Origin of the sequence: Streptomyces sp. NPDC047085 (assembly GCF_040643735.1) — a bacterium.
Classification (GTDB): domain Bacteria; phylum Actinomycetota; class Actinomycetes; order Streptomycetales; family Streptomycetaceae; genus Streptomyces.
This window is the reverse complement of record NZ_JBEYUW010000002.1, coordinates 540,504-562,948: the sequence shown is the minus strand read 5'-3', so window position 1 is coordinate 562,948 and position 22,445 is coordinate 540,504. Positions and strand designations below refer to the sequence as shown.

27 protein-coding genes and 1 pseudogene are annotated in these 22,445 nt (G+C 69.5%); 13 read left to right on the top strand and 15 right to left on the bottom strand.

What is annotated here, in order from left to right; translation table 11 throughout:
• Positions 1–158: 158 nt before the first annotated feature.
• Positions 159–953, bottom strand: a complete 795-nt coding sequence (locus ABZ865_RS08200) for an AraC family transcriptional regulator (protein ID WP_361225754.1) — start codon at positions 951–953, stop codon at positions 159–161.
• 73 nt (positions 954–1,026) lie between these two features.
• Between ABZ865_RS08200 and ABZ865_RS08195 the strand changes: the two genes are divergently transcribed.
• The 3 genes from ABZ865_RS08195 (at position 1,027) to ABZ865_RS08185 (ending at position 2,857) form a co-directional block, all read left to right on the top strand.
• Positions 1,027–1,845: a phytanoyl-CoA dioxygenase family protein gene (locus ABZ865_RS08195; protein ID WP_361225751.1), complete on the top strand. Its 819-nt coding sequence runs from the start codon at positions 1,027–1,029 to the stop codon at positions 1,843–1,845.
• Positions 1,842–2,117 (top strand): hypothetical protein, encoded by a 276-nt coding sequence (locus ABZ865_RS08190; RefSeq protein WP_361225748.1) that lies wholly within the window; start codon positions 1,842–1,844, stop codon positions 2,115–2,117. Before ABZ865_RS08195 ends, ABZ865_RS08190 begins: the two co-directional genes overlap by 4 nt.
• Before the next feature lie 548 nt (positions 2,118–2,665).
• A complete protein-coding gene (locus tag ABZ865_RS08185; RefSeq protein ID WP_361225745.1) occupies positions 2,666–2,857 on the top strand; it encodes a hypothetical protein in 192 nt (63 codons plus the stop codon).
• 57 nt (positions 2,858–2,914) lie between these two features.
• Here the strand turns inward: ABZ865_RS08185 and ABZ865_RS08180 are convergent, their stop codons facing one another.
• From ABZ865_RS08180 to ABZ865_RS08155, 6 genes and pseudogenes are all read right to left on the bottom strand, one after another.
• Positions 2,915–3,142, bottom strand: a complete 228-nt coding sequence (locus ABZ865_RS08180) for a hypothetical protein (protein WP_361225742.1) — start codon at positions 3,140–3,142, stop codon at positions 2,915–2,917.
• A gap of 91 nt (positions 3,143–3,233) precedes the next feature.
• Positions 3,234–3,431 (bottom strand): hypothetical protein, encoded by a 198-nt coding sequence (locus ABZ865_RS08175; protein ID WP_361227233.1) that lies wholly within the window; start codon positions 3,429–3,431, stop codon positions 3,234–3,236.
• A 53-nt stretch (positions 3,432–3,484) separates the two neighbouring features.
• Positions 3,485–3,673 carry a hypothetical protein gene (locus ABZ865_RS08170; protein ID WP_361225739.1) on the bottom strand — a complete coding sequence of 63 codons (189 nt, stop codon included), beginning with the start codon at positions 3,671–3,673 and terminating at the stop codon, positions 3,485–3,487.
• A 55-nt stretch (positions 3,674–3,728) separates the two neighbouring features.
• Positions 3,729–3,932 (bottom strand): annotated as a pseudogene (locus tag ABZ865_RS08165) (hypothetical protein); the annotation flags it as partial.
• Positions 3,933–3,954: 22 nt separating this feature from the next.
• Positions 3,955–4,251 carry a hypothetical protein gene (locus tag ABZ865_RS08160; protein WP_361225737.1) on the bottom strand — a complete coding sequence of 99 codons (297 nt, stop codon included), beginning with the start codon at positions 4,249–4,251 and terminating at the stop codon, positions 3,955–3,957.
• A 484-nt stretch (positions 4,252–4,735) separates the two neighbouring features.
• Positions 4,736–5,635 (bottom strand): replication-relaxation family protein, encoded by a 900-nt coding sequence (locus ABZ865_RS08155; RefSeq protein WP_361227230.1) that lies wholly within the window; start codon positions 5,633–5,635, stop codon positions 4,736–4,738.
• Positions 5,636–6,645: 1,010 nt separating this feature from the next.
• Here ABZ865_RS08155 and ABZ865_RS08150 point away from each other — a divergent pair.
• Both ABZ865_RS08150 and ABZ865_RS08145 read left to right on the top strand, forming a co-directional pair.
• Complete coding sequence (locus tag ABZ865_RS08150; protein WP_361225734.1) at positions 6,646–6,768, top strand: hypothetical protein; 123 nt, start codon at positions 6,646–6,648, stop codon at positions 6,766–6,768.
• A gap of 297 nt (positions 6,769–7,065) precedes the next feature.
• On the top strand, positions 7,066–8,652 hold the full coding sequence (locus ABZ865_RS08145) for a Na+/H+ antiporter (RefSeq protein ID WP_361225731.1): 1,587 nt from the start codon (positions 7,066–7,068) through the stop codon (positions 8,650–8,652).
• A 644-nt stretch (positions 8,653–9,296) separates the two neighbouring features.
• On the opposite strand, the gene ABZ865_RS08140 is transcribed toward ABZ865_RS08145, so the two are convergent.
• The 5 genes from ABZ865_RS08140 to ABZ865_RS08120 form a co-directional block, all read right to left on the bottom strand.
• The gene (locus tag ABZ865_RS08140; protein ID WP_361225728.1) at positions 9,297–10,781 is read right to left on the bottom strand and encodes a ubiquinol-cytochrome c reductase cytochrome b subunit; all 1,485 of its coding nucleotides are present in this window, start codon (positions 10,779–10,781) and stop codon (positions 9,297–9,299) included.
• Positions 10,778–11,077 carry a hypothetical protein gene (locus tag ABZ865_RS08135; protein WP_361225725.1) on the bottom strand — a complete coding sequence of 100 codons (300 nt, stop codon included), beginning with the start codon at positions 11,075–11,077 and terminating at the stop codon, positions 10,778–10,780. Before ABZ865_RS08135 ends, ABZ865_RS08140 begins: the two co-directional genes overlap by 4 nt.
• 163 nt (positions 11,078–11,240) lie before the next feature.
• The gene (locus ABZ865_RS08130; protein ID WP_361227227.1) at positions 11,241–11,477 is read right to left on the bottom strand and encodes a DUF6193 family natural product biosynthesis protein; all 237 of its coding nucleotides are present in this window, start codon (positions 11,475–11,477) and stop codon (positions 11,241–11,243) included.
• Entirely contained in the window at positions 11,407–11,640 is a 234-nt protein-coding gene (locus ABZ865_RS08125; RefSeq protein ID WP_361225722.1) for a hypothetical protein, read from the bottom strand. The genes ABZ865_RS08130 and ABZ865_RS08125 overlap by 71 nt, the downstream gene beginning before the upstream one ends.
• Positions 11,641–11,713: 73 nt before the next feature.
• The gene (locus ABZ865_RS08120) at positions 11,714–12,616 is read right to left on the bottom strand and encodes an RNA repair domain-containing protein (RefSeq protein WP_361225719.1); all 903 of its coding nucleotides are present in this window, start codon (positions 12,614–12,616) and stop codon (positions 11,714–11,716) included.
• A 296-nt stretch (positions 12,617–12,912) separates the two neighbouring features.
• On the opposite strand from ABZ865_RS08120, the gene ABZ865_RS08115 reads away from it, so the two are divergent.
• From ABZ865_RS08115 to ABZ865_RS08105, 3 genes are read left to right on the top strand one after another with little or no spacing between them, the layout of a single operon-like run.
• Positions 12,913–13,854 carry a heavy metal-binding domain-containing protein gene (locus tag ABZ865_RS08115; protein ID WP_361225716.1) on the top strand — a complete coding sequence of 314 codons (942 nt, stop codon included), beginning with the start codon at positions 12,913–12,915 and terminating at the stop codon, positions 13,852–13,854.
• Positions 13,855–13,867: 13 nt separating this feature from the next.
• Complete coding sequence (locus ABZ865_RS08110) at positions 13,868–14,728, top strand: heavy metal-binding domain-containing protein (protein ID WP_361225713.1); 861 nt, start codon at positions 13,868–13,870, stop codon at positions 14,726–14,728.
• Between the two features lie 51 nt (positions 14,729–14,779).
• Positions 14,780–15,217: a hypothetical protein gene (locus tag ABZ865_RS08105; RefSeq protein WP_361225710.1), complete on the top strand. Its 438-nt coding sequence runs from the start codon at positions 14,780–14,782 to the stop codon at positions 15,215–15,217.
• 53 nt (positions 15,218–15,270) lie between these two features.
• Here the strand turns inward: ABZ865_RS08105 and ABZ865_RS08100 are convergent, their stop codons facing one another.
• Together ABZ865_RS08100 and ABZ865_RS08095 are read right to left on the bottom strand one after the other, a co-directional pair.
• Positions 15,271–15,534 carry a hypothetical protein gene (locus tag ABZ865_RS08100; protein ID WP_361225708.1) on the bottom strand — a complete coding sequence of 88 codons (264 nt, stop codon included), beginning with the start codon at positions 15,532–15,534 and terminating at the stop codon, positions 15,271–15,273.
• The gene (locus ABZ865_RS08095) at positions 15,531–16,277 is read right to left on the bottom strand and encodes an ABC transporter substrate-binding protein (RefSeq protein ID WP_361225705.1); all 747 of its coding nucleotides are present in this window, start codon (positions 16,275–16,277) and stop codon (positions 15,531–15,533) included. Before ABZ865_RS08095 ends, ABZ865_RS08100 begins: the two co-directional genes overlap by 4 nt.
• Positions 16,278–16,604: 327 nt before the next feature.
• On the opposite strand from ABZ865_RS08095, the gene ABZ865_RS08090 reads away from it, so the two are divergent.
• The 5 genes from ABZ865_RS08090 to ABZ865_RS08070 all read left to right on the top strand — a co-directional run bounded on the left by ABZ865_RS08090 (position 16,605) and on the right by ABZ865_RS08070 (position 21,384).
• Entirely contained in the window at positions 16,605–17,690 is a 1,086-nt protein-coding gene (locus tag ABZ865_RS08090) for an S-(hydroxymethyl)mycothiol dehydrogenase (RefSeq protein ID WP_361225702.1), read from the top strand.
• Positions 17,690–18,322: an MBL fold metallo-hydrolase gene (locus tag ABZ865_RS08085; RefSeq protein ID WP_361225699.1), complete on the top strand. Its 633-nt coding sequence runs from the start codon at positions 17,690–17,692 to the stop codon at positions 18,320–18,322. Before ABZ865_RS08090 ends, ABZ865_RS08085 begins: the two co-directional genes overlap by 1 nt.
• Before the next feature lie 279 nt (positions 18,323–18,601).
• Positions 18,602–18,964, top strand: coding sequence for a bifunctional 3-phenylpropionate/cinnamic acid dioxygenase ferredoxin subunit (locus ABZ865_RS08080; RefSeq protein ID WP_361225696.1), 363 nt, complete (start codon positions 18,602–18,604; stop codon positions 18,962–18,964).
• Positions 18,961–20,121, top strand: coding sequence for an FAD-dependent oxidoreductase (locus ABZ865_RS08075; RefSeq protein WP_361225693.1), 1,161 nt, complete (start codon positions 18,961–18,963; stop codon positions 20,119–20,121). Before ABZ865_RS08080 ends, ABZ865_RS08075 begins: the two co-directional genes overlap by 4 nt.
• 129 nt (positions 20,122–20,250) lie before the next feature.
• Entirely contained in the window at positions 20,251–21,384 is a 1,134-nt protein-coding gene (locus tag ABZ865_RS08070; protein WP_361225690.1) for an aromatic ring-hydroxylating dioxygenase subunit alpha, read from the top strand.
• Between the two features lie 121 nt (positions 21,385–21,505).
• Here ABZ865_RS08070 and ABZ865_RS08065 read toward each other — a convergent pair whose 3' ends face one another.
• On the bottom strand, positions 21,506–22,303 hold the full coding sequence (locus tag ABZ865_RS08065) for an IclR family transcriptional regulator (protein WP_361225687.1): 798 nt from the start codon (positions 22,301–22,303) through the stop codon (positions 21,506–21,508).
• Positions 22,304–22,445 lie beyond the last annotated feature (142 nt).

Below are 22,445 nucleotides of genomic sequence, written 5' to 3'. Positions count from 1 at the left end.
TGGCCGACGCCGTAGCCAAGCACGGCGACGACGATCCAGGCTTCGGAGGTGTGCATGATGGCGGGTAGGCAGGCGATGACGAGGAAGCCCGGAGCAGGATCAGATCGGCGGCCCGGGGGGAGAGGTCCAGCGGGCCGCGAAGGTGTCTGCCGGCACCCTTACGGTCCTGGGCCGTCCAGCCCCGCAGGGGCAGCCGCACGCACGTCACGCGGGCTCGCGCCGAGTTCACGGCGGCAGGCCTTGTTGAAGGCCTGGAGATCGGCGATGCCGACGGCCGCGGCGATGGCTGTGATGGACAGGGTGGAGGACAACAGGAGGTGGCGGGCGCGCTGCAGGCGGCGATGCCGGATGTACGAAACGACTGTGAGGCCGGTTTCGGCACGGAACACGCGCGTCAGGTGTGTGTGGGAGATTCCGACGGCGCGAGCGACGTCCGGTACGGACAACGGGTCGGCCAGGTGTTCCTCGACGTAGGCCTGGGCGGCTGCCACGAAGGGGTGGCGGCGCCCGGCTCCATCACCCCTCGGCAACTCGGCGATGCGCCACAGAGCGGTCCAGACCTCGGCCGAGGCCCGCGGGGGAGAAGTCGGCATGGCCGTCACGGCGTGTCGGAGCAGATCGGCCAGGCGTGTGCTCTCGGCCGCGGCGTCCTGCATCACCGGCACCACCCGCGCGGTTCCGCCGTCGTGCAGCCGCAGATGGACGTAGAAATGCTCCGACCTGCCCCGGTAGTGAAAGTGCACCTCCGTGTTCGGCGGTACCAGGCTGACGTGGCCGGGGCGTATGGGGTGGACCGACTGCCCGAGGGACAGAGCACCCTCGTAGTTGTAGAGGTGCAGCTGCCACAGGTCGGGCAGCCGGAAGACGTCGTGGGCGGTGGCGACGCCGTGCACCCCGATGCCGGCATCGACCACGGTGGGCGCCTCGTCGAGCCGCAGTGTTGCGTGTTTCACGAGGATGGAAAATTACCAGCACTGGACGATTTCAACCCACGACCGATCCGGACAGGGCACGTACGTTCGGTGCATGTCAACCAGCAAGCAACTCCTGACGTCGGTTCAGGTGGCGCGCTTCGTCGCGCAGGGATTTCTGCGCCTGGACGGGGCGGTGCCGCAGGAGATCAATGAACGGGCCATCGCGGCCTTGACCGAGGGCCTGCCGGAAGTGTCCTACGGCACTCCGCTGGGCGGGGCGTTCGCGCAAGACACCTTCGTCCACGAGCTGCTCACCCTGCCGGTCGTCGCAGGCGCCGTCGAGAGCCTCGTCGGCCCCGAGCCGACCGTCGACCACCATGCGGTTCATGTGCGCGAGCCACACGAGGGACAGGCGCAGCCGCTCCACGGAGACGCGATCATCGATGTGCGGCCGGATGCGTTCGACATCCAGCTCATGTACTACCCGCACGAGGTGACCGCCGAGATGGGCGGCACCCTCAGTGTGCCCGGAAGCCATCTGCGCAGGATCAACGAGACGGACGTCGGCCGCGTCCAGAACCTCAGGGGGCAGACCCGTCTGACCTGCCCGGCGGGCACGGTCGTTCTCGTGCACCACGGCATCTGGCACAGTGGCCGCCGCAACGACACCGTGGATCGTCGCTACATGTACAAAATCCGCCTCAACCCGACCGTGCCGCAGGTGCGTCTGTGGGACGTCTCCGACCTGCACGACCCTGCGGTGGCCGCGGAACTCAATACGTACTTCCCCTGGTACGAGTGGGCCACGGGCCGACTGGAGATCTACAACCGGGTCATGCTGTGGCGGGCCCTGACCGGTGACGACTCGTTCGATGTCGAGTACTGGGCCACGCGCGTGAGCAATCGGCCGACCTTGAGGAGTCCCGCATGAGGCAGCAGGTTCTCGTCCTCTATCTCGCGACGTCGGCGCTGGACTCCGACGTCGTGGGCTGGTCCCGATACGACGGGACCGGCCGGACCCGTCCGACGACCGGCGACAGCGACGAGCCGCCCTATCCCACTGGGCTTGCCGCGCTGCACGACGGGTGGCGCCTGTTCCAGGCCTCCCAACTGCTGCCGCCTCAGTCCGGTCACGAGTACGACGTCTCCTTCCTCAAACACGAGTTCTTCTTCGAGAAGGTGGAGGACAGCTCTCGCTCTTGACCCGGTGCTGGAACTGCTGCTCCTGTCCGGTGGGTGGCATAGCCGTAGCGGGGCGTTGAGGTGGCGGACCCGGGTGCTGGGGCGGTTGACCCCGGCGAGGGCGGCGGGGACGACGCCCCGCAGGGGCGGGCGGAAGGCCTGTGCTCTGGAGGCACGTCGGAGACCCGGATGAAGGTAATTACTGCAAGGTGAGAAAGCAGGCTGACAACGCGCGGGCGTGGCCGTCGCGTCCGTCCGCACCGCGGCAGAGGAAGACAGGCAGGCGTGCACCCAGCGATGCGTTCTTCGCCGACGACGTCGGGCGTTCGCGCGGCTCGCGGAGCTGGCTGTGTACGGCGCCGACGCCCGGGCGCTCATCGTGAAGGCGCTGGACTCGCTGCGCTGACACCGGACTGGACGGAGCGGCCTTGCCTCCCAAAGGGGAGCGGGGCAGCGAACCTACTGCGACCAACGGTGCACAACCGCAGTCCCTTCACAGCCGCTCAGCGGCGCCAGTGAAGGACCGCTCATGCGTCTCAGAACGTCGCTGTTGATCGCAGCGATAGCCGTTGGATGCCCTGTTCGCGGCGCGCGATGTGTGTGGCCAAGAGAAGGAAGGCACGACTGATACCGCCTTGCTAGCCCACCAAGTCTCCGAGGACTTCGGCCTTGAAGGCGGCGACGCCGCACAGGTGGTGATGGCAGCGGACGTGGTCTTCTGCATCCCATATCAGAACGGCACGCTTCGACCTCCGGCATGACAAAACGCCCCCTGCACGGTCACGTTGGATTCGCAGGGAGCGTGTCACGCGAAGCGGTCAAGCCAGCCGGTACACGGCCTGGTCCGGGTTCGGTCTCACGATGACACCGTCCTCGGCCAGGGCGCGGAGATTGGTGCGGGCTGCCTTCTCTGCGGCCTCCTGGTCGTTCGGCTCGTGTCCAGCGACGCGCAGCGCCAATACGGCGCGCTGCGTGTCCCATGTGCCCCCCAGAGCCTGAATCGCCGCGGCGAGCGCCTGCTTGTGCGTCAGCTGCCTGTCGGCCATCGCATCCTCCCAAGTCGGAAACCGCCCCAGCATGGCACGACGAAACGCCCCCAGCCACGGCCGTGATGACCGTGGCTGGGGGCGTTGGGGTTCAGCGTGCGAATAGGGAGATGGCGCCCGTGGCGGCGCCTGCCAGGCCTGCGAGGACACCGAGGGTGGGCAGCGGCCAGCGGTTTCGCTCCAGCGCGTCGAGCCGCTTCTCGTGGTCGTCGAGCGTCTTGTCGGTCTGGTCGCCGCGCTGCACCAGGAGAGCGAGCTGGCCGCGTTGCTCCGTGAAGCCCACCTCCATCGTGCGCCGCAGCTCGGCGAGTTCGAGAGCGACTGTTGTGGATTCCGGCGGTGTCACTGGCGGTCCGCGGTGCCGTCGGTGCGCAGCCACGCGGGGAGCAGGGCCTGGACGGCGGGGAGCGCCATCACCGGGGCGAAGCCGCCTGCGACGGCGAGGCCTACGGCGACCCAGGGCAGGGTGGCCGGGATGGCGGAGGCCTGCACGATGAGAGGGAGTGCCACGGCGAAGCCCAGCGCGGTCATAGCCCTCGTTCTCGATCGAGACCCAGTGGGCATTCCCGGCGGCCTCGGCCCAGGCGCGGTCCTTGGTGTCGACCAGCTGCCGGAGGCCGCCAGTCTTCGGGTTCATGAAGTGGCTGGCGGCCTGCGAGGCTGGGTTCTTGAACCAGGCCTCACTCCCGGCTTCGGTGCCTTGCTGGATGTGCAGGACGAGGCCGCGGACCTCGAACAAGCCGTCGACGCGCTGATGCGGGGTGGGGCCGATGTAGGTCGCCTGGGGCATGAGTGCCATGGCGGGGCTCCGATCAGGAGAGGAGTTTGACGCGCATGTACGAGCCCTGCGCGACCTTGCTGAATGTGGCGTTGGCGGTGGTCTGCGCGGCCTGGAGGGCGAAGGTGCCCCCGCTCGCGCCGGTGAAGATCAGGCCCTCTTCGATGGCGGCACAGATGGGTGGAGTTGAGCCGTAGGTGACGGCGGTGGTGAAGGCGTGCACGCCCCATCGGCCGGTGCCGCCGGACGAGGTTCCGGAGAGGATGACGCCCTGGTCGGGGCCGACAGCCGCGCGGTTGCCGGTCGCGCCGGAAGGCCGGCGCCCGGGCACTCGACGTCTTCGCGCAGGTTGACGGTCCGCGGGTGGTCCCGCCCGGGGCAGAGCGCGGCTTCCTGCTCCAACGCTCAGACGACTATTGGCCCTGCTGAAACAGATCTGCGCAATCGGCTGCGCATTCGTATCCGGGACCATTGCGCAGCCTCGCCGCCAGGCGACTTCACGGTGCGCAGCCTGCGCACCCGGGCCTGGACGACATCCGTCGTTGCGTGATCGAGCTGCCATTGTGCAGCTATCGGGCGGACGGTGTGTGCACCGCTGTGACCTGCTGTGGTCGGGTCCATGGTCGGGCTGGCCCGCTCCATGGCCGGGTCCGCACAGGCCGTGGGCGGGCATGATGTCCGGGCCATGTCGGCGGTGTGATGAAGGCGGCCTGAGCGGTTGCACAGCCATCGCGTGCGCAATGTGCCGTGCAGCGCCGTGACCTGCTGTGGTCGGGCCCATGGTCGGGAGAATTACGCAGGCGCGGGCGGAGGGGCTAAGCGTGGCGGGACTGCATCCAGCCGACCTTGTGGTCCTGGTCCGGGACGTGGATGGGATGCCATACGGGCGCGGAGGGGCCGTTGCGGAGCAGGTCGGTCAGAGGCGCTGCCAGGACAGGGACGTCGCGCAGGAAGCTGGACAGCGCCAGTGCGCTGGTGGCTGCGCGCAGGGCTTGGATGCGCGTGGCGATGCCGGTTGGGCCAGTGCCGTCCAGGACGAACAGCAGCCGCGGGAACAGGGCGTAGCGGCGCCTCCAGTCCTCCTCCAGGGGCTGTTGCCCGAAGTTCGGCCGTGGTCGTCCGATGGGTGTGGGCACGTAGGCGTGCAGGCGAGCGTAGGCGCCGAGTTTGGCGGCCAGGCGTTCCGGGCCCATGGTGGCCCGGTCGACTTCCACAAAGGCCCGCAGCATCGACCCGCCGTCACCGCAGCTGCGGTAGTACAGGAGGGCGTCGGGGATGACGGCTTCGCCGCCACCGAGGGGGTGGTAGACCTCGGGGATCCAGTCCAGCGGCCGGCACACGTCCCCACGGCGCCGGGCGTCCTGCAGGAAAGCAAGCCCGGTCTCCGCTACCGCCAGCGCGTGCCCTGCCCGAAGCCGCGCGGCGGTATGGTCGGCGATCAGCTTCGGCGGCGGCCACTCCCGCAGCTCCGGCCACTCGGAGGCGATCTGCACGCCGTACTGGGAGGCAAACCACGCCCGCATCCGGCCGGCCTGCGGCAGGGTAACGCGATCGATCAGGCCCTCGCTGCGCAGCTTGGCCAACCTTCGTCGCGTCTGCTCGATCCGCACCCCAGGCGCGATCACCCGATGCATCTGCTCCGTCGTCGCCATCCGATACTGGGCCAGCACCGCCAGTGCCAGCCGGTCCCGGCCGCCCGCGTCCACCTTCACCATCGCCACCGCCAGGTCCTCCCGTACGGTGCGGAACCGCTGCCCGGCGCCGCGCGTACGGACAGACCAACAGCCGGCCCCGACCACACTCCCGACCGTGGTGGCCCAACCAGCGTCACGATGCGATAACCCCGCCCCCGACCACCCCGGAAACCCCGCCGAAAGCCCCGCCAGCATCCCTGCCGACAACTCTCCCCACCTTCCGGGCGCCTGACGGCATATCCGCAGCTCACCACGCCTGTTTGGGCATGGTCGGGAGCCCGACATCCCCCTATGCGGCTCTCGCAGCCGACCCCGAAGCAGAAAGAGAAAGGGTGGGGCGGGCTGGGGCGGGCGGTCGGCGCGGCGGGGGATCGGGCGGCCCGAGGTCCTGTTGCGCGTCGGCCGGGGCCTCCGCGCTGGGCGCCGGGCAGGCCGGCACAGAGAGGGGACCGGCGGGCGAGGCGCAGCGGTACAAGAACAGGCGCCGTCGTCACGATGCCATGGTGGCGCTTTTCCCACCCTAATCGCCCTCGTGCAGAGCTCAGACGCCAAGCCCGAGCGATGTGCAGGCGAAGCGCACGGGCGGCTGTCGCATGGCGTGTCAACGGCCACTCAGTACTTCCCAACGGCGGCCAGATATCTCCCCGCTGTTGGTGGGTGGGTCAGCGCGATCACCCCCTGACCGCTGGTGGCCTCGGTGAGCCGAAATGAATCACCCTGAGTGACCACCAACGGAACGCAGACTGACTTGGCTGGACGGTGCGGGGGTGAGGGGGCGGAGACCAGGTCGTGTGGGTGCGGGCGGTGGGTCGTCGCGGGGGATCCGTAGGCGAATGGTGACGTGCCAGCCGGTTACCTCGACTTCCTCCACGACCAGGCGGAGGAGGGCTTGGTGCTGCTCGAAGCTGAGGGAGTCGATGCCGGCGCGGGCGCGTTCGGTGAAGCCCTCCAGGCGCCAAGCCCGGCGTGCACCGACTGTGACTTCGACCGGCGCCGTACGGCTCAGGCACGTGACATGCACCCCCAACGCGGTGGATAACCGCCTGGCTCGTGTCACCGAGTTGACCGGCGTCCACCCGCACACCGCCCGCGGCGTCCAACTCTTCGGCGCCGCGCTGATCCTGCACCGGATCGCCTGCTGGGGCTGCTGGTGACCCTTCCGTGCTCAGATAAGGCCTCAGCGGACTCCTGGAGCCGACCTCACGGGGATGAGTGGCTCAAGCCTGGCCCTCGCACATGCTTCGTCGAGCGAGGCCGGAACCCTCACCGGCTCTGTCCGCAGCATCCGGGCCGCGGGCGTCGCCGGGCTGTGCGTGCCGTGGGGTGCAGACCTGCCGGGGCGCTGGGCGGTCGCTGCTCCCTGTCGGCTGCATCACCGCCCGAGGTCGGTTACGTTGGTAAAGCACCTGGTCAAAGGCGGGTGACAAGCCGTAACCCACCGGGGACGCTCCATGACCGGTCTGATCGTCGTCCTGCTGTTGGTGGTCCTGGCCACAGCCGTGGCGACCGGTGCCCGGCGCTGGAGCCTGCCCGCACCCTCGCTCCTTGTGGTCGCGGGTCTGGTCGTGGGGCTGATGCCCTGGGTTCCCGAGGTGCGCTTGCCGCCTCACGTGATCAACGTGCTGGTGCTGCCACCGCTGCTCTACGCCTCGGCCGGGGAGATTTCCGTCCGCGACCTGCGCACCGTGTGGCGGCCCGTGACCGGCCTGGTCTTCGGCCTGGTCCTCGCCTCGGCCGTCGCCGTCGGGTCCGTGGCCCATGCGATCACCCCGCTCACGGCCGCGGCCGCGTTGATCCTCGGCTCTGTCCTGGCCAGCACCGACCCCGTGGCCGTGACCGCGCTCGGCCGGCGCCTGTCTCTCCCACCGCGCGTGCAGGCCATGGTGCAGGCGGAAAGCCTGTTCAACGATGCCACCTCGCTGGTCCTGTACAAGGTCGCCGTGGCCACCGCGGTGTCCGGCAGCGCCATCAGCGTGCCCGGAACCGCCCTGCAGTTCCTGATCCTCGCCGGCGGAGGAGCCCTCATCGGGGCGGCGGTCGCCGCAGTGGAGACGCTGATCCGCAGACGGACCGACGACCCCATGCTGGAGACCGTCATCGCGTTGGTCACTCCCTACGCCTCCTACGTCATCGCGGAGCAGTCGCACACCTCCGGCGTGACCGCCGTCATCGTGGCCGGGGTCGTCCTCGGCAGCACCGGCCACAAGCTCGGCGACGCCCCCGTCCGCCTCCAGGTCCACGCCGTCTACGACACCGTGGCCTTCCTGCTGGAGAGTGTCGTCTTCGCCCTGATCGGCCTCGAGCTCCCTTGGGCCGTCCGTCATCTCGCGCGCGACGAGCACGGCTGGCCGCTGTGGGTGCCGGCGATCGCCTTCACTCTGCTGGCGATCCGCCTGCTGTGGATCTTCCCGCTGTCCGCCCTGATCCACCACCGGCACAGGGAGGGCGACAACCGCCTCTCCTGGCGCGTTCCGGCCGTCCTGTCCTGGGCGGGCACCCGAGGCGTCATGCCGCTGGCAGCCGCGCTCTCCATCCCCCTGACCACCCACACAGGGGCGCCACTGCCGCACCGGGCGCTCATTCTCACGCTCACCACCGGTACCGTCGCGCTCACTCTCGTCGTCCAGGGCTTCACCCTGGCCCCCGTCGTCCGCCGCTCCGGCATCGCTCTGGAACCGGAGCACACCGCACGCGAGGAGGCCCGGACCCGCCGGCACATCGCCCACGCCGCTCTCGACGAGCTCAAACAGCTGGGCGATCCGGATCAGCTCGCCGATCTGGGCGCCGCCGCCGAGGCCGCCCTGAAACAGGCCCGTCATCATCTGGAAGCGCGCATCCACCAGGTCGAAGACGCCCACTACAGCGACCCGGACGCCCGCCCTGCCGACGCCTACCGCGAGATACGCCGGACACTCATCACCATCGAGGCGGCCGAGCTCCAGCGCCTCTACGAAGCGAACAAGATCAGCAACGCCACCCGGCGCCGGATCCAGCACGAACTCGACCTCGAAGAAGCCAGCCTCCGCCCCCGCGACTGACGTCCGGCTTCAGCAACCCGCCCCTACACCGATGGGGCACTCGACAAGACCCGCGGAGGGAGACCGTCCGGTGGGCGCGCAGTGGCCGGTGCAGCAGTCGGGCGAGGGCGGCGAGCAGGGCGCGGTCTGCCCAGCGAGGTTTCGGGGCGGCGACCTGGCGGCGCTGGACCGCCACCTGTCCAAGTCGGACGACGGCGTTGCCGATGGAGCGTCGCCCTGCCTTCGCCACGAGTTCGACCGGCTTCGGAACAGGACATCGACCGCCTGGTGCCTTCCACCAAGGCCGCGTGAGCCGGGAAACGCTTGGCGCGCCGCACGGACCGTCGCGACAGCAGGCGATTACACAGGCATCACGCCGCGGTACTCATCCGGGAGTGGCTGTTCGGACCAGATGACCTTGCCGTTCCGGGTATAGCGCGTACCCCAGCGGTCGGCGAGCTGGGCGACCAGGAAGAGGCCTCGCCCGCCTTCGTGGGTGGTCTCGCCCACGACTGGGCCAAGCCGTACCCGGGCGACACCAAGATCTACACGCCCAACGGGGTGCCGGGCGCCTACATCCCGTCGTCGGAGAACGACGGCTGACGTAGGCCGACCTCCTGAAGGGGCCCCTGGCCGGCGTACCCGTCGGCCAGGGGCCCCTGCCGTCACCGATGGAGGTCGCGTCCGGCTGACGGCAGCTCCCGCTGGTGGGCGGTGAGCGTGTACCGCTGGGCCGGGGACAGCGGCTGCCGCACCTCGACATACTCGCCGTGCGGCAGCCGCTTGACGATTCCCGTCTCGCGGCCGTGCTCCACCAGCTCTCGGTCCCTCAGCTGGAGACCGAGACAGACGCGCCGTGTCACGACGAAGACGGCCGACGGCACCAGGAACACGCCGATCCTGATGGTCCACGTCACCGCGTTGATCGACAGATGGAGACGCGTGGCCACGATGTCGTTGCCGCCGCCCGCGAGCAGGATCAGATAGACGCTCAGCCATGCGGTGCCGAGCGCCGTGCGGACCGGCCGGTTGCGCGGGCGGTCCAGCAGATGGTGCTCGCGACGGTCCTTGGTGACCCACGCCTCCACGAACGGGTAGACGCCGATGAGGACCAGGAGGAGCGGGAAGACGACCACCGGGATCAGCACGCCGAGGACCAGGGTGTGGCCCCACAGGTCGACCTCCCAGCCCGGCATGATGCGGACCAGCCCCTCCGCGAAGCCCAGGTACCAGTCCGGCTGGGCGCCCGTCGACACCTGGTCGGCGCGGTAGGGCCCGTACGCCCAGACCGGATTGATCGATGCCACCGCCGCGATGAACGCGATCACCCCGAAGACGAGGAAGAAGAAACCTCCCGCCTTCGCCACGTACACCGGGAAGAACGGAGAGCCCACGACGTTCCGTTCCGTCTTCCCCGGACCCGCGAACTGCGTGTGCTTGTGGTAGACGACCAGGAGGACATGGGTGACGACGAGCGCCGCCATGATCCCCGGGATCAGCAGCACATGGAGGGAGTAGAAGCGGGACACGATGTCATGGCCCGGGAACTCCCCGCCGAACAAGAACATCGACAGATAGGTGCCCACGAGCGGCATCGACAGCAGCGCGCCGTTGACGAACCGCAGCCCGGTGCCTGACAGCAGGTCGTCGGGCAGCGAGTAGCCGAACAGCCCTTCGAACATGCCGAGGACGAGGAGCAGCCAGCCGAACAGCCAGTTCAGCTCACGCGGTTTGCGGAACGAGCCCGTGAAGAAGTGCCGCATCATGTGCGTCAGCATCGCCGCGACGAAGATCAGCGCGGCCCAGTGGTGGATCTGCCGGATCAGCAGACCGCCGCGTATGTCGAAGCTGATGTGCAGCGTCGAGGCGTACGCGTCGGACATGCGGATGCCGTTCAGCGGGACGTAACTGCCGTGGTACGTCACCTCGGTCATCGACGGGTGGAAGAAGAGCGTGAGGTAGATCCCGGTCAGGATCAGCACGACGAAGCTGTACAGACACACCTCGCCGAGCAGGAACGACCAGTGGTCGGGGAAGACCTTGCGGAGGTACTGCCGGCCCAGAGTGTGGATGCCGAGCCGGCCGTCGAACCAGTCGGCGACGCGCTCTCCGGAGGAAGCCTTCTCGGGCCGTTGCCCCGTCGCCGTCATGCCCGCTCCTCCTCGGCCGAGTCGTCAGGAGCCGCCTCATCGACCAGGGGCTCGGGGAGCCACGGGTCCACAGAGGTCTCGCGGCGGCGGCTGATGTCGGTGCGGCGCGCGAGGGAGCGGTTCACGGCGATGCGTACGAGACGGGCGCGCGGGTCGCCGATCCCGTCGGAGCGGGCGCGCCCCGTCCGGCCGGTCCGCGTGTCGGTGACGCTGCCGAGCATGTTGTAGACGATCGCGAAGGGCAGCTCGTGGTGGTCGACGAACACCTGGGTTGCGGTGTCGGTCCTTTCAGGCATGCCTGTGCCTCCCTGGGGGTCTCACCACTGAGACCCTGGAAGGGGGCCGAATGTGACATGACGCGGCCAGGCGTGACGCACGTCTCATCACGTCACACTGCAGAGCTCCCGCACGACTGTCCGCCGTTTCCGTGGAATCGGATTCGCCAAGTCCGAAGTGGTGTCAGCGAAGCGGATCGAGGACGTCGGGTGTGCCGTCCACGGCGGGGCCGCAACCTGTGGGAAGGTGTGAGACAACCAATTCGACGGCTTCCTCGGCGGTATCGGCTTCGCCGACCTCTTCCCGTCCCGAGCCTCGTGGTTCATGCAGCCGCAGCACGCGAAACCGCTCACCGGCGAGGGGGAAGACCGAGGGTAGGTCGCCGGACCAGGGAAAGCGGGTGCATCGGCTGAATTGCAGCGATCCGTGGCTGACCAGCGGGAACAGTCTTCGGAGCAGGGGCGGCGTACGCCGCCTCGACGAGGGGCTTGTCTATGAGGTTCTCGTCCATCTCCAGCACCAGCTGCCACTTGGCCTCTACTGGATCGTCAGATGCCGTCTGGGGTGCGTTGCTGTCGTCCATGCCCGGACATTAGCGTCCTTCCGATGGGCCGGTTCTGCTGCCAGGAGTTGGTCGAGGGCATCTGGCCGTAGCCTCACCTGTCGGTGATCTCGGAGAGCCATGCCGTGCCCTCCGGGCCAGGCGCTTCGAGGTCGGGTGGGGGCAGCCAGCGGACCTCGCCCGTGCGCAGGGCGACCGTGGCCCGTGGCCGCATCGGCCCGTGGCTTCTGCGCGAGAGCAGGACGAGTTCCCAGACTGTCGCCGTCATGGCGTCGAGCCGGGTGGCGCAGTCGGCGGTGACTCGCCGTGGATCCCGGGTCCGGCCCAGGGGCAGATGCGGGGTGAAGTTCTCGGCGGCCCCAAGGCCATGCGGGAACCGCTGCCGCAGTACGCGGTGCAGGTCTTCCCACGGCGCCTTGCCGGCCGCCGTCGGGTCGAGCCACATGGTGGAGTACGCCCTGTGCCGGAAGGTGCGTACCCCGTCCAGCCGGGCAGTGAAGACCGGCGTATCGGCCGTCGCCGCGGCGAGCAGTGGGGCGGCCCGCTCGAAGTCGGACTCCGGCACGAAGCCGAAGAGGACGTTGACGTGCGGCGGCCAGCGGTGGATCTGCGGATCGTAATCCTGGCGGATGTCCTGGATCGGCGGCCACAGCTCCGCGGGCGGGATCCAGGCCAGCGCCGTGCGGGCCGTCGGGGACACGCCGAGGAGGCCGACGGGTTCTCCCCTGCCGAAGCCCAGGTCCGCTTCCGGGTCCCGCACCCGGCCGGCGCCCGACGCGTCGATGCGGTCCACACCCGTGGCCCGGTCCCAGACCACCTCGCCGTCCGCTTCGATGAACACCACCCGGTGCCACGGGATGTCGCCCCCGGGCGTGAAGTAAGGGAGCGGGACGCGTTTGCAGGCATCCCCGCGCTGGCTGATCCCCAGCATGAACCGGGCCGGGTCGAACCGTGGGTCCCAGCGGACGCGGTGATAGATCTCGTCGCTGGTTCGCATCACGCCTCCTCTCCCGCCGTCACACCTCCTCCTCCAGAGTGCCGCCCGTCCTGCCCTCGACGCTTGTTCCACACTCACCGCGACTGATCACGCACGGTACGTGAGGCAGGCGTCTCGCCGCCCGGACAGCCGCATGCCCGCCACCGGCCGTGCCGGGGCGGGGCGTTGGTGAGCGGGTCGCCACCGCCGATTCACCCGGCTCTTCGGTGTCGACCTCACCTGGGTCGGTCCGGCGGCCGGGCATGGACTCGAGCCGCTGTGCCTTGGGCAGGGCATGAGGCGGGGAGTTGGTGTCGATGAGCGGGGACTGGACGGGGGCGGGGCTGCCCCCGGCGGCAGCCGCGCGCATTGCGGAGGTGCGGGGCAGCGGGACGTGGTCCTCGGCGCTGTCCACCGGTGAGTTCGCCGCACTGCGCGCCGTGGGGTTCGAACCGGTGGGCCAGGTCATGGGCTCGGCCGTCTACCACGTGGGCCGCAGCGGCCGGTACTGGGGCTATCACGACTGTCTTTATGGCGGCATGCGGTACGCCTTCAGCAGCGCCCCGGCGCCCATAGCCCTCTCCGGACGCGGAGCCCCGTCCGCCGGGCTCGTCGAGGTGCTCGACCGGGCGCGTCGCTCGGCCCTCGACCGGATGACCGCCGAGTGCTCGGCTCTCGGCGGCGACGGCGTCGTCGCGGCACAGTTGACCGTGGCGCCCTTCGTGGCGCAGCCCAACTGCCTGGAGTTCAAGGTGATCGGGACCGCGGTGCGCGCGGCCGGGACGGTGCGGGCGCCGCAGCCGGTCACCTGCCACCTCGACGGCCAGGGGTTCGCGAAGCTGGTGACCGCGGGATGGGTCCCGGTGGAGCTGCTGTACGGAATGTCCATCGGCGTACGCCACGACGACTACCGCACCCGCGCACAGTCGCGCTCGTGGAGCAACACCGAGGTCAGCGGCTGGAGCGAGCTCGTTCAGGCGGTGCGCTCCGACGCCCGTGCGCACCTGTGGGCGCAGACGGGGCGGCGGGGCGGCGACGGCGTGATCCTCTCCTCGGGCCGCCTGCGCATCTGGGGCGAGCCGTGCATGCGCAGGAGCAACAACGACCAGGAGGACCATGTGGCCGAGGCGACGCTGCTGGGTACCACCGTCGCCCGCTTCACGGCACGCGAGGAGCCGCCCCGCACACTCACCGTGATGCGGCTCGACCCGGAACGACGTCGCCGGACCATGCGCCGCACCGCCACCGATACGCGATGAGGGGAACCCGTTCATGAGCGTCTTCAACCCCGCCGATGGCACCCCTGACGGCATGTCCGCCCAGGGCGTGCCGGCCGACGCGATGCGGCGGCTGGCCGAGCTGCAGCCGGGCAGGCCGGGTTCGATCTTCACCAGCGACCTGTCGGTCAACGAGTTCCTGCTGGTGCGCGAGGCGGGATTCAGGCCCATCGGCCTCGTCCTGGGCAGCTCGATCTACCACGTGGGCATCCAGCTGGGCCGCTGGGGCAAGAACCAGGAGCTGACGACGCTCAGCCAGGCGATGTACCACGCCCGTGAGCTGGCGATGACCCGCATGGAGGCGGAGGCGGCCCAGCTGGGCGCGGACGGCATCGTCGGGGTGCGGCTGAGCGTCGAGGCCCGTGAATTCGGCAACGACATCGCGGAGTTCATCGCGATCGGTACCGCCGTCAAGGCCGATCACCCGGCCCCTGGCGGCAACGGCGGCAGCTGGCGCAACCTCAAGGGCCAGCCGTTCACCTCGGATCTCAACGGTCAGGACTTCTGGACGCTCATCCGCGCCGGCTACGCCCCACTGGGCATGGTGATGGGCACCTGCGTCTACCACATCGCGCACCAGAAGATGGGGCAGATGTTCTCCAACATCGGCAAGAACGTGGAGATCGAGCAGTTCACGCAGGCGCTGTACGACGCGCGGGAGCTGGCGATGGCGCGGATGCAGCACGAGGCGGAGGAGCTGCGAGCGGAGGGCATCGTCGGCGTACAGCTCAACGCGCACAACCACCGCTGGGGCGGTCACACCACCGAGTTCTTCGCGATCGGCACGGCCGTACGGCCGCTGCGCGAGGACCACGTCATCGAGCGTCCGACGATGGTGCTCGGCCTCGACGGCTGAGCACCCGGCCCAGCAGACTCGCACCAACGGCACACCACGAGAGGCCCCGCGATGACCTCGCCACACGACCCCGTCCCGTTCGAGCCCGACGGGGCATCGGACTCCCTCGACCTGCTGACGGCCGCGCTGCGCAGGGACGCCGCCGACCTGGAGGTCTACGCCCAGGTGCTCACCGGGACCCTTTCGGAGGCGCTGCCGCCGGGTTCCGTCGCCGTCGAGCGCAGACGGGGCATGGCCGACCGGCTCGCGGGGCGCGAGGGCCGCGTCGAGCGGGTCGAGGTCTTCCTCGGCGAGCAGCGTCTCGTGCTCGACCTGGTGGGCGGGCGTCCCCAGGGCGAGGTGTGCAAGGAGGTCCGCGGCGTGGTGCTCTCGCGGCGCCCGGTGGCGCTCGACGAGTGGGTACGGGAGCTCGCGGTCGCGATCGCGGCCCGTGCACAGTCTGACGCGCGGGCCCGGGCAGCGCTGGAGCGGCTGGTGCTCGGGGAGTAAGGGCGCGGCCTCCCTGGCCACTCACCCCTCGGACACCCTCGCCGGTGTGCGTACTACTTGCCGGTCCCGCTGAGGTAAGCCGCCCATGGGTAGTAGACGTAGTCGAATGCCGCCGGCGCCCCGGTGATCCTGCTTCCGAGCCACACGTCGTACGTCAGCTGGATGCCGGAGAACATCGGCTTCATCTCGTCGTGCAGCTTCCGTTCCATCTGCACGACCAGCTTGGCGCGGGCGCTGTCGTCCTTCGCGCTGATCGCCTTGGCGTAGAGCCCGTCGATGCCGCTGTAGCCGGACTGGTTGAAGGTGCCGCCGGTCACCGCGGTGAGGCCCAGCCAGTCGAGCGGGTTCGGGATGTTGGGCCAGAACTGCGTGTACAGCAGGTCGGTGTTGCCACGCGTCGCCGGGTCGAGTCGGCGTACGAGGTCAGGTTGTCCTTCGCAAAGCCGTACACGGCCGACACGGTCTGCAGCGAAGCAGGGGTCCCCTCACCGCCGTACCATGGCTGCCGATGCCCTTCCAGTCGATGGCCATCTGGAGCGCCTTGCGCACGTCGGCGTTGCCCATCGCCCTTCTGGTTCGCGACCACGAGCGTGACAGCCAGGGGCGCGGCACCCGAGTAGAGCTTGCCCGCCGACGACGTCTTCAGCTGTGACAGCCCGGCCATCGGCGGACCGTACGTTCCGTCGATCTGGCCCGAGAGCAGGCCGGAGGTGATCGCGGAGTCGTCGGTCAGGAACGTGAAGTCGATGTTCTTCACCTTCAGAGGCAGCGACTTGTTCCAGTAGCCGTCGTAGCGGCTCACCTTGATCGACTGACCCTGCGTCCACGTGCCGAACTTGTAGGGGCCGGTGCACATGACGCCGACGCCCGGCGTACCGACCTTCTTGCCGTGTCGCTCGTAGAACTTCTTCTCGACGACGACACCGGCGAAGCTCGCCAACTCGTCGTTGAAGAGGTAGTCGGGCTTCTTGAGCCTGACCGTCACTTCGCCGGCGCCCGGCTTCGTGATCGAGGCGACGTTCGCGTACAGGTAGCCGTAGAAGCTCGACTTGTCCGTCATGTTGTGCCACATGCTCCACGACGTCGTCGGCCGTCATCGGCGAGCCGTCCCAGAGGGTGGCGTCGCTGCGGAGCTTGTAGACCCAGGTCGTCGGGTCGGGGTTCGCGCACGACGTCGCCAGGTTGGGCTTGATCTTGAAGTCGGGTGTCAAAGTCCACGCGTCGGGGGCGACGGCGTCACCGCCGCCCTGTGTGTCGTGGGTGCTCACCAGGACGAGAACGAACCGCTTCTTGACCGCCGCCCCGGCCTCCGCGATGCTGTGTTGCGAAATACGATGTGAGTGCCGTAATAGGCAACACCTCGTCTTCTGTCAGCAGAGGAGTGGCCATGTCTCAGCAGGTCCGTGCTGTCGTCGCGCGGAGCAAGGGTGCCCCGGTCAGTGTGGAAACGATCATTGTGCCCGACCCCGGCCCGGGCGAGGCGGTGGTCAAGATCGAGGCCTGCGGTGTCTGCCACACCGATCTGCACTATCGCGAGGGCGGCATCAGCGACGACTTCCCGTACCTGCTGGGACACGAGGCGGCGGGGGTGGTCGAGGCGGTCGGTGACGGGGTCACCGACGTGGCGCCCGGTGACTTCGTGATCCTCAACTGGCGTGCCGTGTGCGGCCAGTGCAGGGCCTGTCTGCGGGGGCGGCCCTGGTACTGCTTCAACACGCACAACGCGAAGCAGAAGATGACCCTGGCCGACGGCACCGAACTCTCTCCGGCCCTGGGGATCGGCGCCTTCGCCGAGAAGACGCTGGTGGCGGCCGGTCAGTGCACCAAGGTGGACCGGGCCGCCTCGTCCGCCGCCGCCGGCCTGCTCGGCTGTGGCGTGATGGCCGGTCTCGGTGCGGCCATCAACACCGGGAACGTCGGCCGCGGGGACACCGTCGCCGTCATCGGATGCGGTGGTGTGGGCGGCGCGGCGATCGCCGGGGCGAAGCTGGCGGGCGCGGCGAAGGTCATCGCCGTGGACATCGACGACCGCAAGCTGGCCACCGCCGAGCGGCTGGGCGCGACCGACACGGTCAACTCCAAGCAGACCGACGCCGTCGAGGCGGTGCGCGCGCTGACCGGGGGATTCGGCGCCGATGTCGTCATCGACGCGGTGGGCCGTCCGGAGACGTACCGGCAGGCCTTCTACGCCCGCGATCTCGCCGGGACCGTGGTGCTGGTCGGCGTACCGACCCCGGAGATGAAGCTCGAACTGCCGCTGCTGGACGTCTTCGGCCGCGGCGGGGCGCTGAAGTCGTCCTGGTACGGGGACTGCCTGCCCTCCCGCGACTTCCCGATGCTCATCGACCTCTATCTTCAGGGCCGCCTCGATCTGGACGCCTTCGTCACCGAGACCATCGCCCTCGACGAGGTCGAGAAGGCCTTCGAGCGCATGCACCACGGCGACGTGCTGCGTTCGGTGGTGGTCTTCTGATGGCCGGCGCCCGCATCGACCACCTGGTCACGTCGGGCACGTTCTCGCTGGACGGCGGCACCTGGGACGTCGACAACAACGTGTGGATCGTGGGGGACGACGACGAGGCGGTCGTCATCGACGCCGCCCATGACGCCGACGCGATCGTCCGGGCCGTCGGCGGGCGCACCCTGCGCGCGATCGTGTGCACCCACGCGCACGACGATCACATCGACGCCGCGCCCGACCTCGCCGCCCGGACCGGTGCCCCGATCCTGCTGCACGCCGACGATCTGCCGCTGTGGAAGCAGACCCATCCCGACCGGCTGCCCGACGGTGAACTGACCGACGGGCAGCGCATCGAGGTGGCGGGCATCGAGCTGACCGTGCTCCACACCCCGGGCCATGCCCCCGGGGCCGTCTGTCTGTACGCCCCGCACCTGTCCGCGCTGTTCAGCGGCGACACGCTGTTCGCCGGCGGGCCGGGGGCGACGGGGAGGTCGTACAGCGACTTCCCCACCATCATCGCCTCGATCCAAGGCCGCCTCCTCGGTCTGCCGGAGGGCACCGTCGTGCACACCGGGCACGGGGAGAGCACCGTCATCGGCGCCGAGGCGCCGCACCTTGAGGAGTGGATCGACCGCGGCTTCTGAGTAAGTCGCCCGGCACATCGACGGCCCTGCCCCCACGCCGGCGGCAGGGCCGTCACTGCACCGTGCGGCGCGCCTGTGGGAAAGGCGCCCGTCCCACCTGCCGAAAAGGCGCCGGATCCCCCTTTCACCTGCGCTTTTCACGGTCGCTCCGGCGTGCCCGGAAACCGTCGTCGCGCCCCGCGCAACCAGGCCTGCGGGTGCCTTGACAACGCTTCAGAACGGCCCGCAGACTTGCGTTGCGTCAATCGCAATCCGTTTCGCTATACGCACCGAGGTGTCATGATGATTCCCGCGTGCCGTCTCGCGGATCTGCCGCGAGGTGAGGCCCACCGGCTCGACATCGACCCGCCGGTGTCGGTGTTCCACACCGACGACGGCGAACTCTTCGCCATCGACGACACCTGCACCCACCAGGACGCCTCGCTCGCCGACGGCTGGCTGGAGGGCTGCGAGGTCGAATGCCCCTTGCACGCCTCCAAGTTCGATCTGAGGACCGGAGCCGTGGACGCCCCGCCGGCCAAGCGGCCGGTGCGCACCCACGAGGTCGTGGTCGAGGACGGGACGGTTTACGTCCGGCTGTCGACCGAGGCGCCCAACCTGCCGCCGTGCGTCGCCGCCCGCCTGGCCGGAGGCCCCGCGTGAGGACGGTCGCCGTGGTGGGCGCCTCACTGGCCGGTCTGTCGGCCGCGCGCTCCCTGCGGCAACGGGGGTACGACGGCCGGCTGGTCGTCATCGGCGACGAACCCCACCGCCCGTACGACAGGCCGCCGTTGTCCAAGGAGTTCCTGTCCGGCACCCTCGGCGAGGCGGACCTGGCGCTCGAGCGGGACGGTGAGGAGCTCCACGCGCAGTGGGTGCTCGGCACCCGCGCCACCGGTCTCGACCGCACCGAGCGGGCGATACGGCTCGCCGACGGCCGGGAGATCCGCGCCGACGGCGTCGTCATCGCGACGGGCGCGGCCGCCCGCACCCTGCCCGGCACGGACGGGCTCGCCGGAGTCCACGTGCTGCGCACCCTGGACGACGCCCGCGCCCTGCGCGACGAACTGGCCCTGGGCGGACGGCTGGTGGTGATCGGCGGCGGCTTCATCGGTGCCGAGGTCGCCTCCACGGCGTACGCCCTCGGCCTCGACGTCACCGTGATCGAGGCCGCGCCGACCCCGCTGTCCGGACCGCTCGGCCCGGACATGGGCGCCGTCGTCTCCGCCCTCCATGCCGACCACGGCGTACGCCTGCTGTGCGGGGTCGGGGTCAAGGGGCTGAGCGGCGAGCGCCGCGTCGACGCCGTCCTGCTGGAGGACGGCCGCAGTATCTCCGCGGACACGGTCGTCGTCGGCGTGGGGGCCCGCCCCTGCGTCGAGTGGCTTCAGGGATCCGGCGTCGCGCTCGACAACGGCGTGAAGTGCGGCGCGGACGGCCGTACCAGCCTGGCCGGGGTCGTCGCCGTCGGCGACTGCGCCAACTGGTACGACCCGCACACCGGCGGCCATCGCCGCATCGAGCACTGGACCGGCGCGCTGGAGCGGCCCGCCGCCGCCGTGGCCACGCTGCTCGCCCACGGCGCGAACGAGCCGGGCGTGCCCCGGCCGCCGTACTTCTGGTCCGACCAGTACGGCGTGAAGATCCAGTTCACCGGGCATGCCGCCGGCGCCGACAGTGTCACGGTCGAGGAGGGCTCCATCGACGAGCGCAGCTTCCTCGCCGTCTACCGCCGGGCCGGCAGGCCCGTCGCCGCCCTCGGGATGAACCAGCCGCGGCTGTTCACACGCTGGCGCAAGCAGCTCGCCGCCGCATCTTGACACCGCCCACGCGGCCACCCAAGCTGCGTTGCACATAGAACACAGTGTTGCTTCATGCACAACGCCGTTCGAAGCCGCTCTTCCCGGCGCGTGACCCATCGACCCACGACGTTCCCCCGAGGAGTGCACGTGACCTCCAGCAGCCTGCCGGACAGCCTGATCGCCACCCTCCCGGGCTCCTCCTACACGGACCCGGAACTCTTCGCCCTGGAACAGGAGCGCATCTTCGAGGCGATGTGGTTCTGCGTCGCGCGTTCCTCCGAGCTGGCCAAGCCTGGTGCCTTCCGCACCGTCGACGTGGGCCGCGAGAGCATCCTCGTCACCCGCGCGCGTGACAACGGCATCCGTGCGTACTTCAACGTCTGCCGGCACCGCGGAGCCAAGCTCTGCACCGAGGACAACGGCGAGGTCAAGCGCGCCTTCCAATGCCCGTACCACGCCTGGACCTACGACCTCGACGGCAAGCTCGTCGCGGCGCCCAACCTCACCAAGATGCCCGACGTCGGCCGCACCGAGTACGGCCTGGTGAGCGTGGCCGTGCGCGAATGGCTCGGCTATGTCTGGGTGTGCCTGGCGGAGAACCCGCCCTCCTTCGAGGAGGACGTGATCGGCGCGGTCGTCGAGCGCCTCGGCGACGTGGCGTCGATCGAGCGCTACGACATCGACAACCTGGCCGTGGGCAAGCGGATCGTCTACGACGTCAAGGCGAACTGGAAGCTCATCATCGAGAACTTCATGGAGTGCTACCACTGCGCGACCATTCACCCCGAACTGACCGAGGTGCTCCCGGAGTTCGCCGACGGCTACGCGGCGCAGTACTACGTCGGCCACGGCGCGGAGTTCGGTGAGGAGGTCAAGGGCTTCACCGTCGACGGCAGCGAGGGCCTGGACCGCATCCCCGGCGTCGCGGAGGACCAGGACCGCCGCTACTACGCGATCACCGTCAAGCCGCAGGTGTTCATCAACCTGGTGCCGGACCATGTGATCTTCCACCGGATGTACCCGGTGGCCGTCGACCGTACGGTCGTCGAGTGCGACTGGCTCTACCTGCCCGGCGTGGTGGAGAGCGGCAAGGACGTCAGCCGGTCCGTGGAGCTGTTCCACCGGGTCAACCGTCAGGACTTCGACGCCTGCGAGCGCACCCAGCCCGGCATGAGCTCACGCATGTACGCCAAGGGCGGCGTGCTGGTGCCCAGCGAGCACCACATCGGCGCCTTCCACGACTGGGTGCATGAGCGGCTCGGGACGCGTCAGCCGGAGTGACGCGGTCAGGAGTGCCCGGGGCCCGCGCGGGGGGCGTACGCGGGCCGTGCGGCGGTCGTGCTCCGGGCGGTCGGCCCGGCCATCGCGTGCGGCGGTCGTGCCAGGACAGGCGCTAGGGTCCTCAGCCCAGGTACCCCATGCGGTGGCTGATCTCGTCCGCGCCCTCGACCAGCACCGGGGCCAGCTCGTGCATACGCTCCTCGGTGAACCGGTACGAGGGCCCGGAGGCGCTGATCGACGCGACGACCTGGCCCTCCCGGTCACGGATCGGGGCGGCCATCGCATGCAGTCCGATCTCCAGCTCCTCCAGCGTCCAGGCGTACCCGCGCTCCAGGGCCTCGGCGAATTGCTTCTCCAGCTTCGCCTTGGAGGACATCGTGTGCGGGGTCACCTTCTTCAGGCCGGACTGCGTGAGCAGCGCGCCGCGCTCCTTGGCCGGCAGGTGGGCCAGCATGATCTTGCCGCTGGACGTGGCGTGCAGCGGGGTGAGCTGGCCGACCCAGTTGTGAGCGGTGACGGCGGCCGTACCGCGCACCTGGTAGAGGTTGATCGCGTAGTGCTCCTGCCTCACGGCGATGTTGACCGTCTCGCCGATCTCCTGCGCCAGGCGCTCGCACACCGGACGGCCCTGCTGGGTGATGTCGATACGTCCCGTGACGGCGCCGGCGAGGCGGACGATGCCGAAGCCGAGCCGGTACTTGCCGCGCTCGCCCGACTGCTCCACCAGGCCGCGCGCCTCCAGGGCGCCGAGCAGCCGGAACGCGGTCGACTTGTGCACATCGAGCTCTCCGGCCACCTCGCTCACGCCCGCTTCGCCGCGCTGGGCCAGGATCTCGAGAACGCTGATGGCACGGTCGACGGACTGCACCCCGCCGGAGGACGGGCCGGTTGTTTCGTTATCCGGACTGTAGTTGCTCATAGCGAAACTATACGCAAGGTAAACAACGCGCTTGCAAGAAATGTGACCGAAACCAAAACCTCGCAGGTTGCGTCGTCCGCAACCTAGTGCGCATCGCGATACTCGTACTAGCATCCCCCGCATATCGACGGCGCGACCGAGT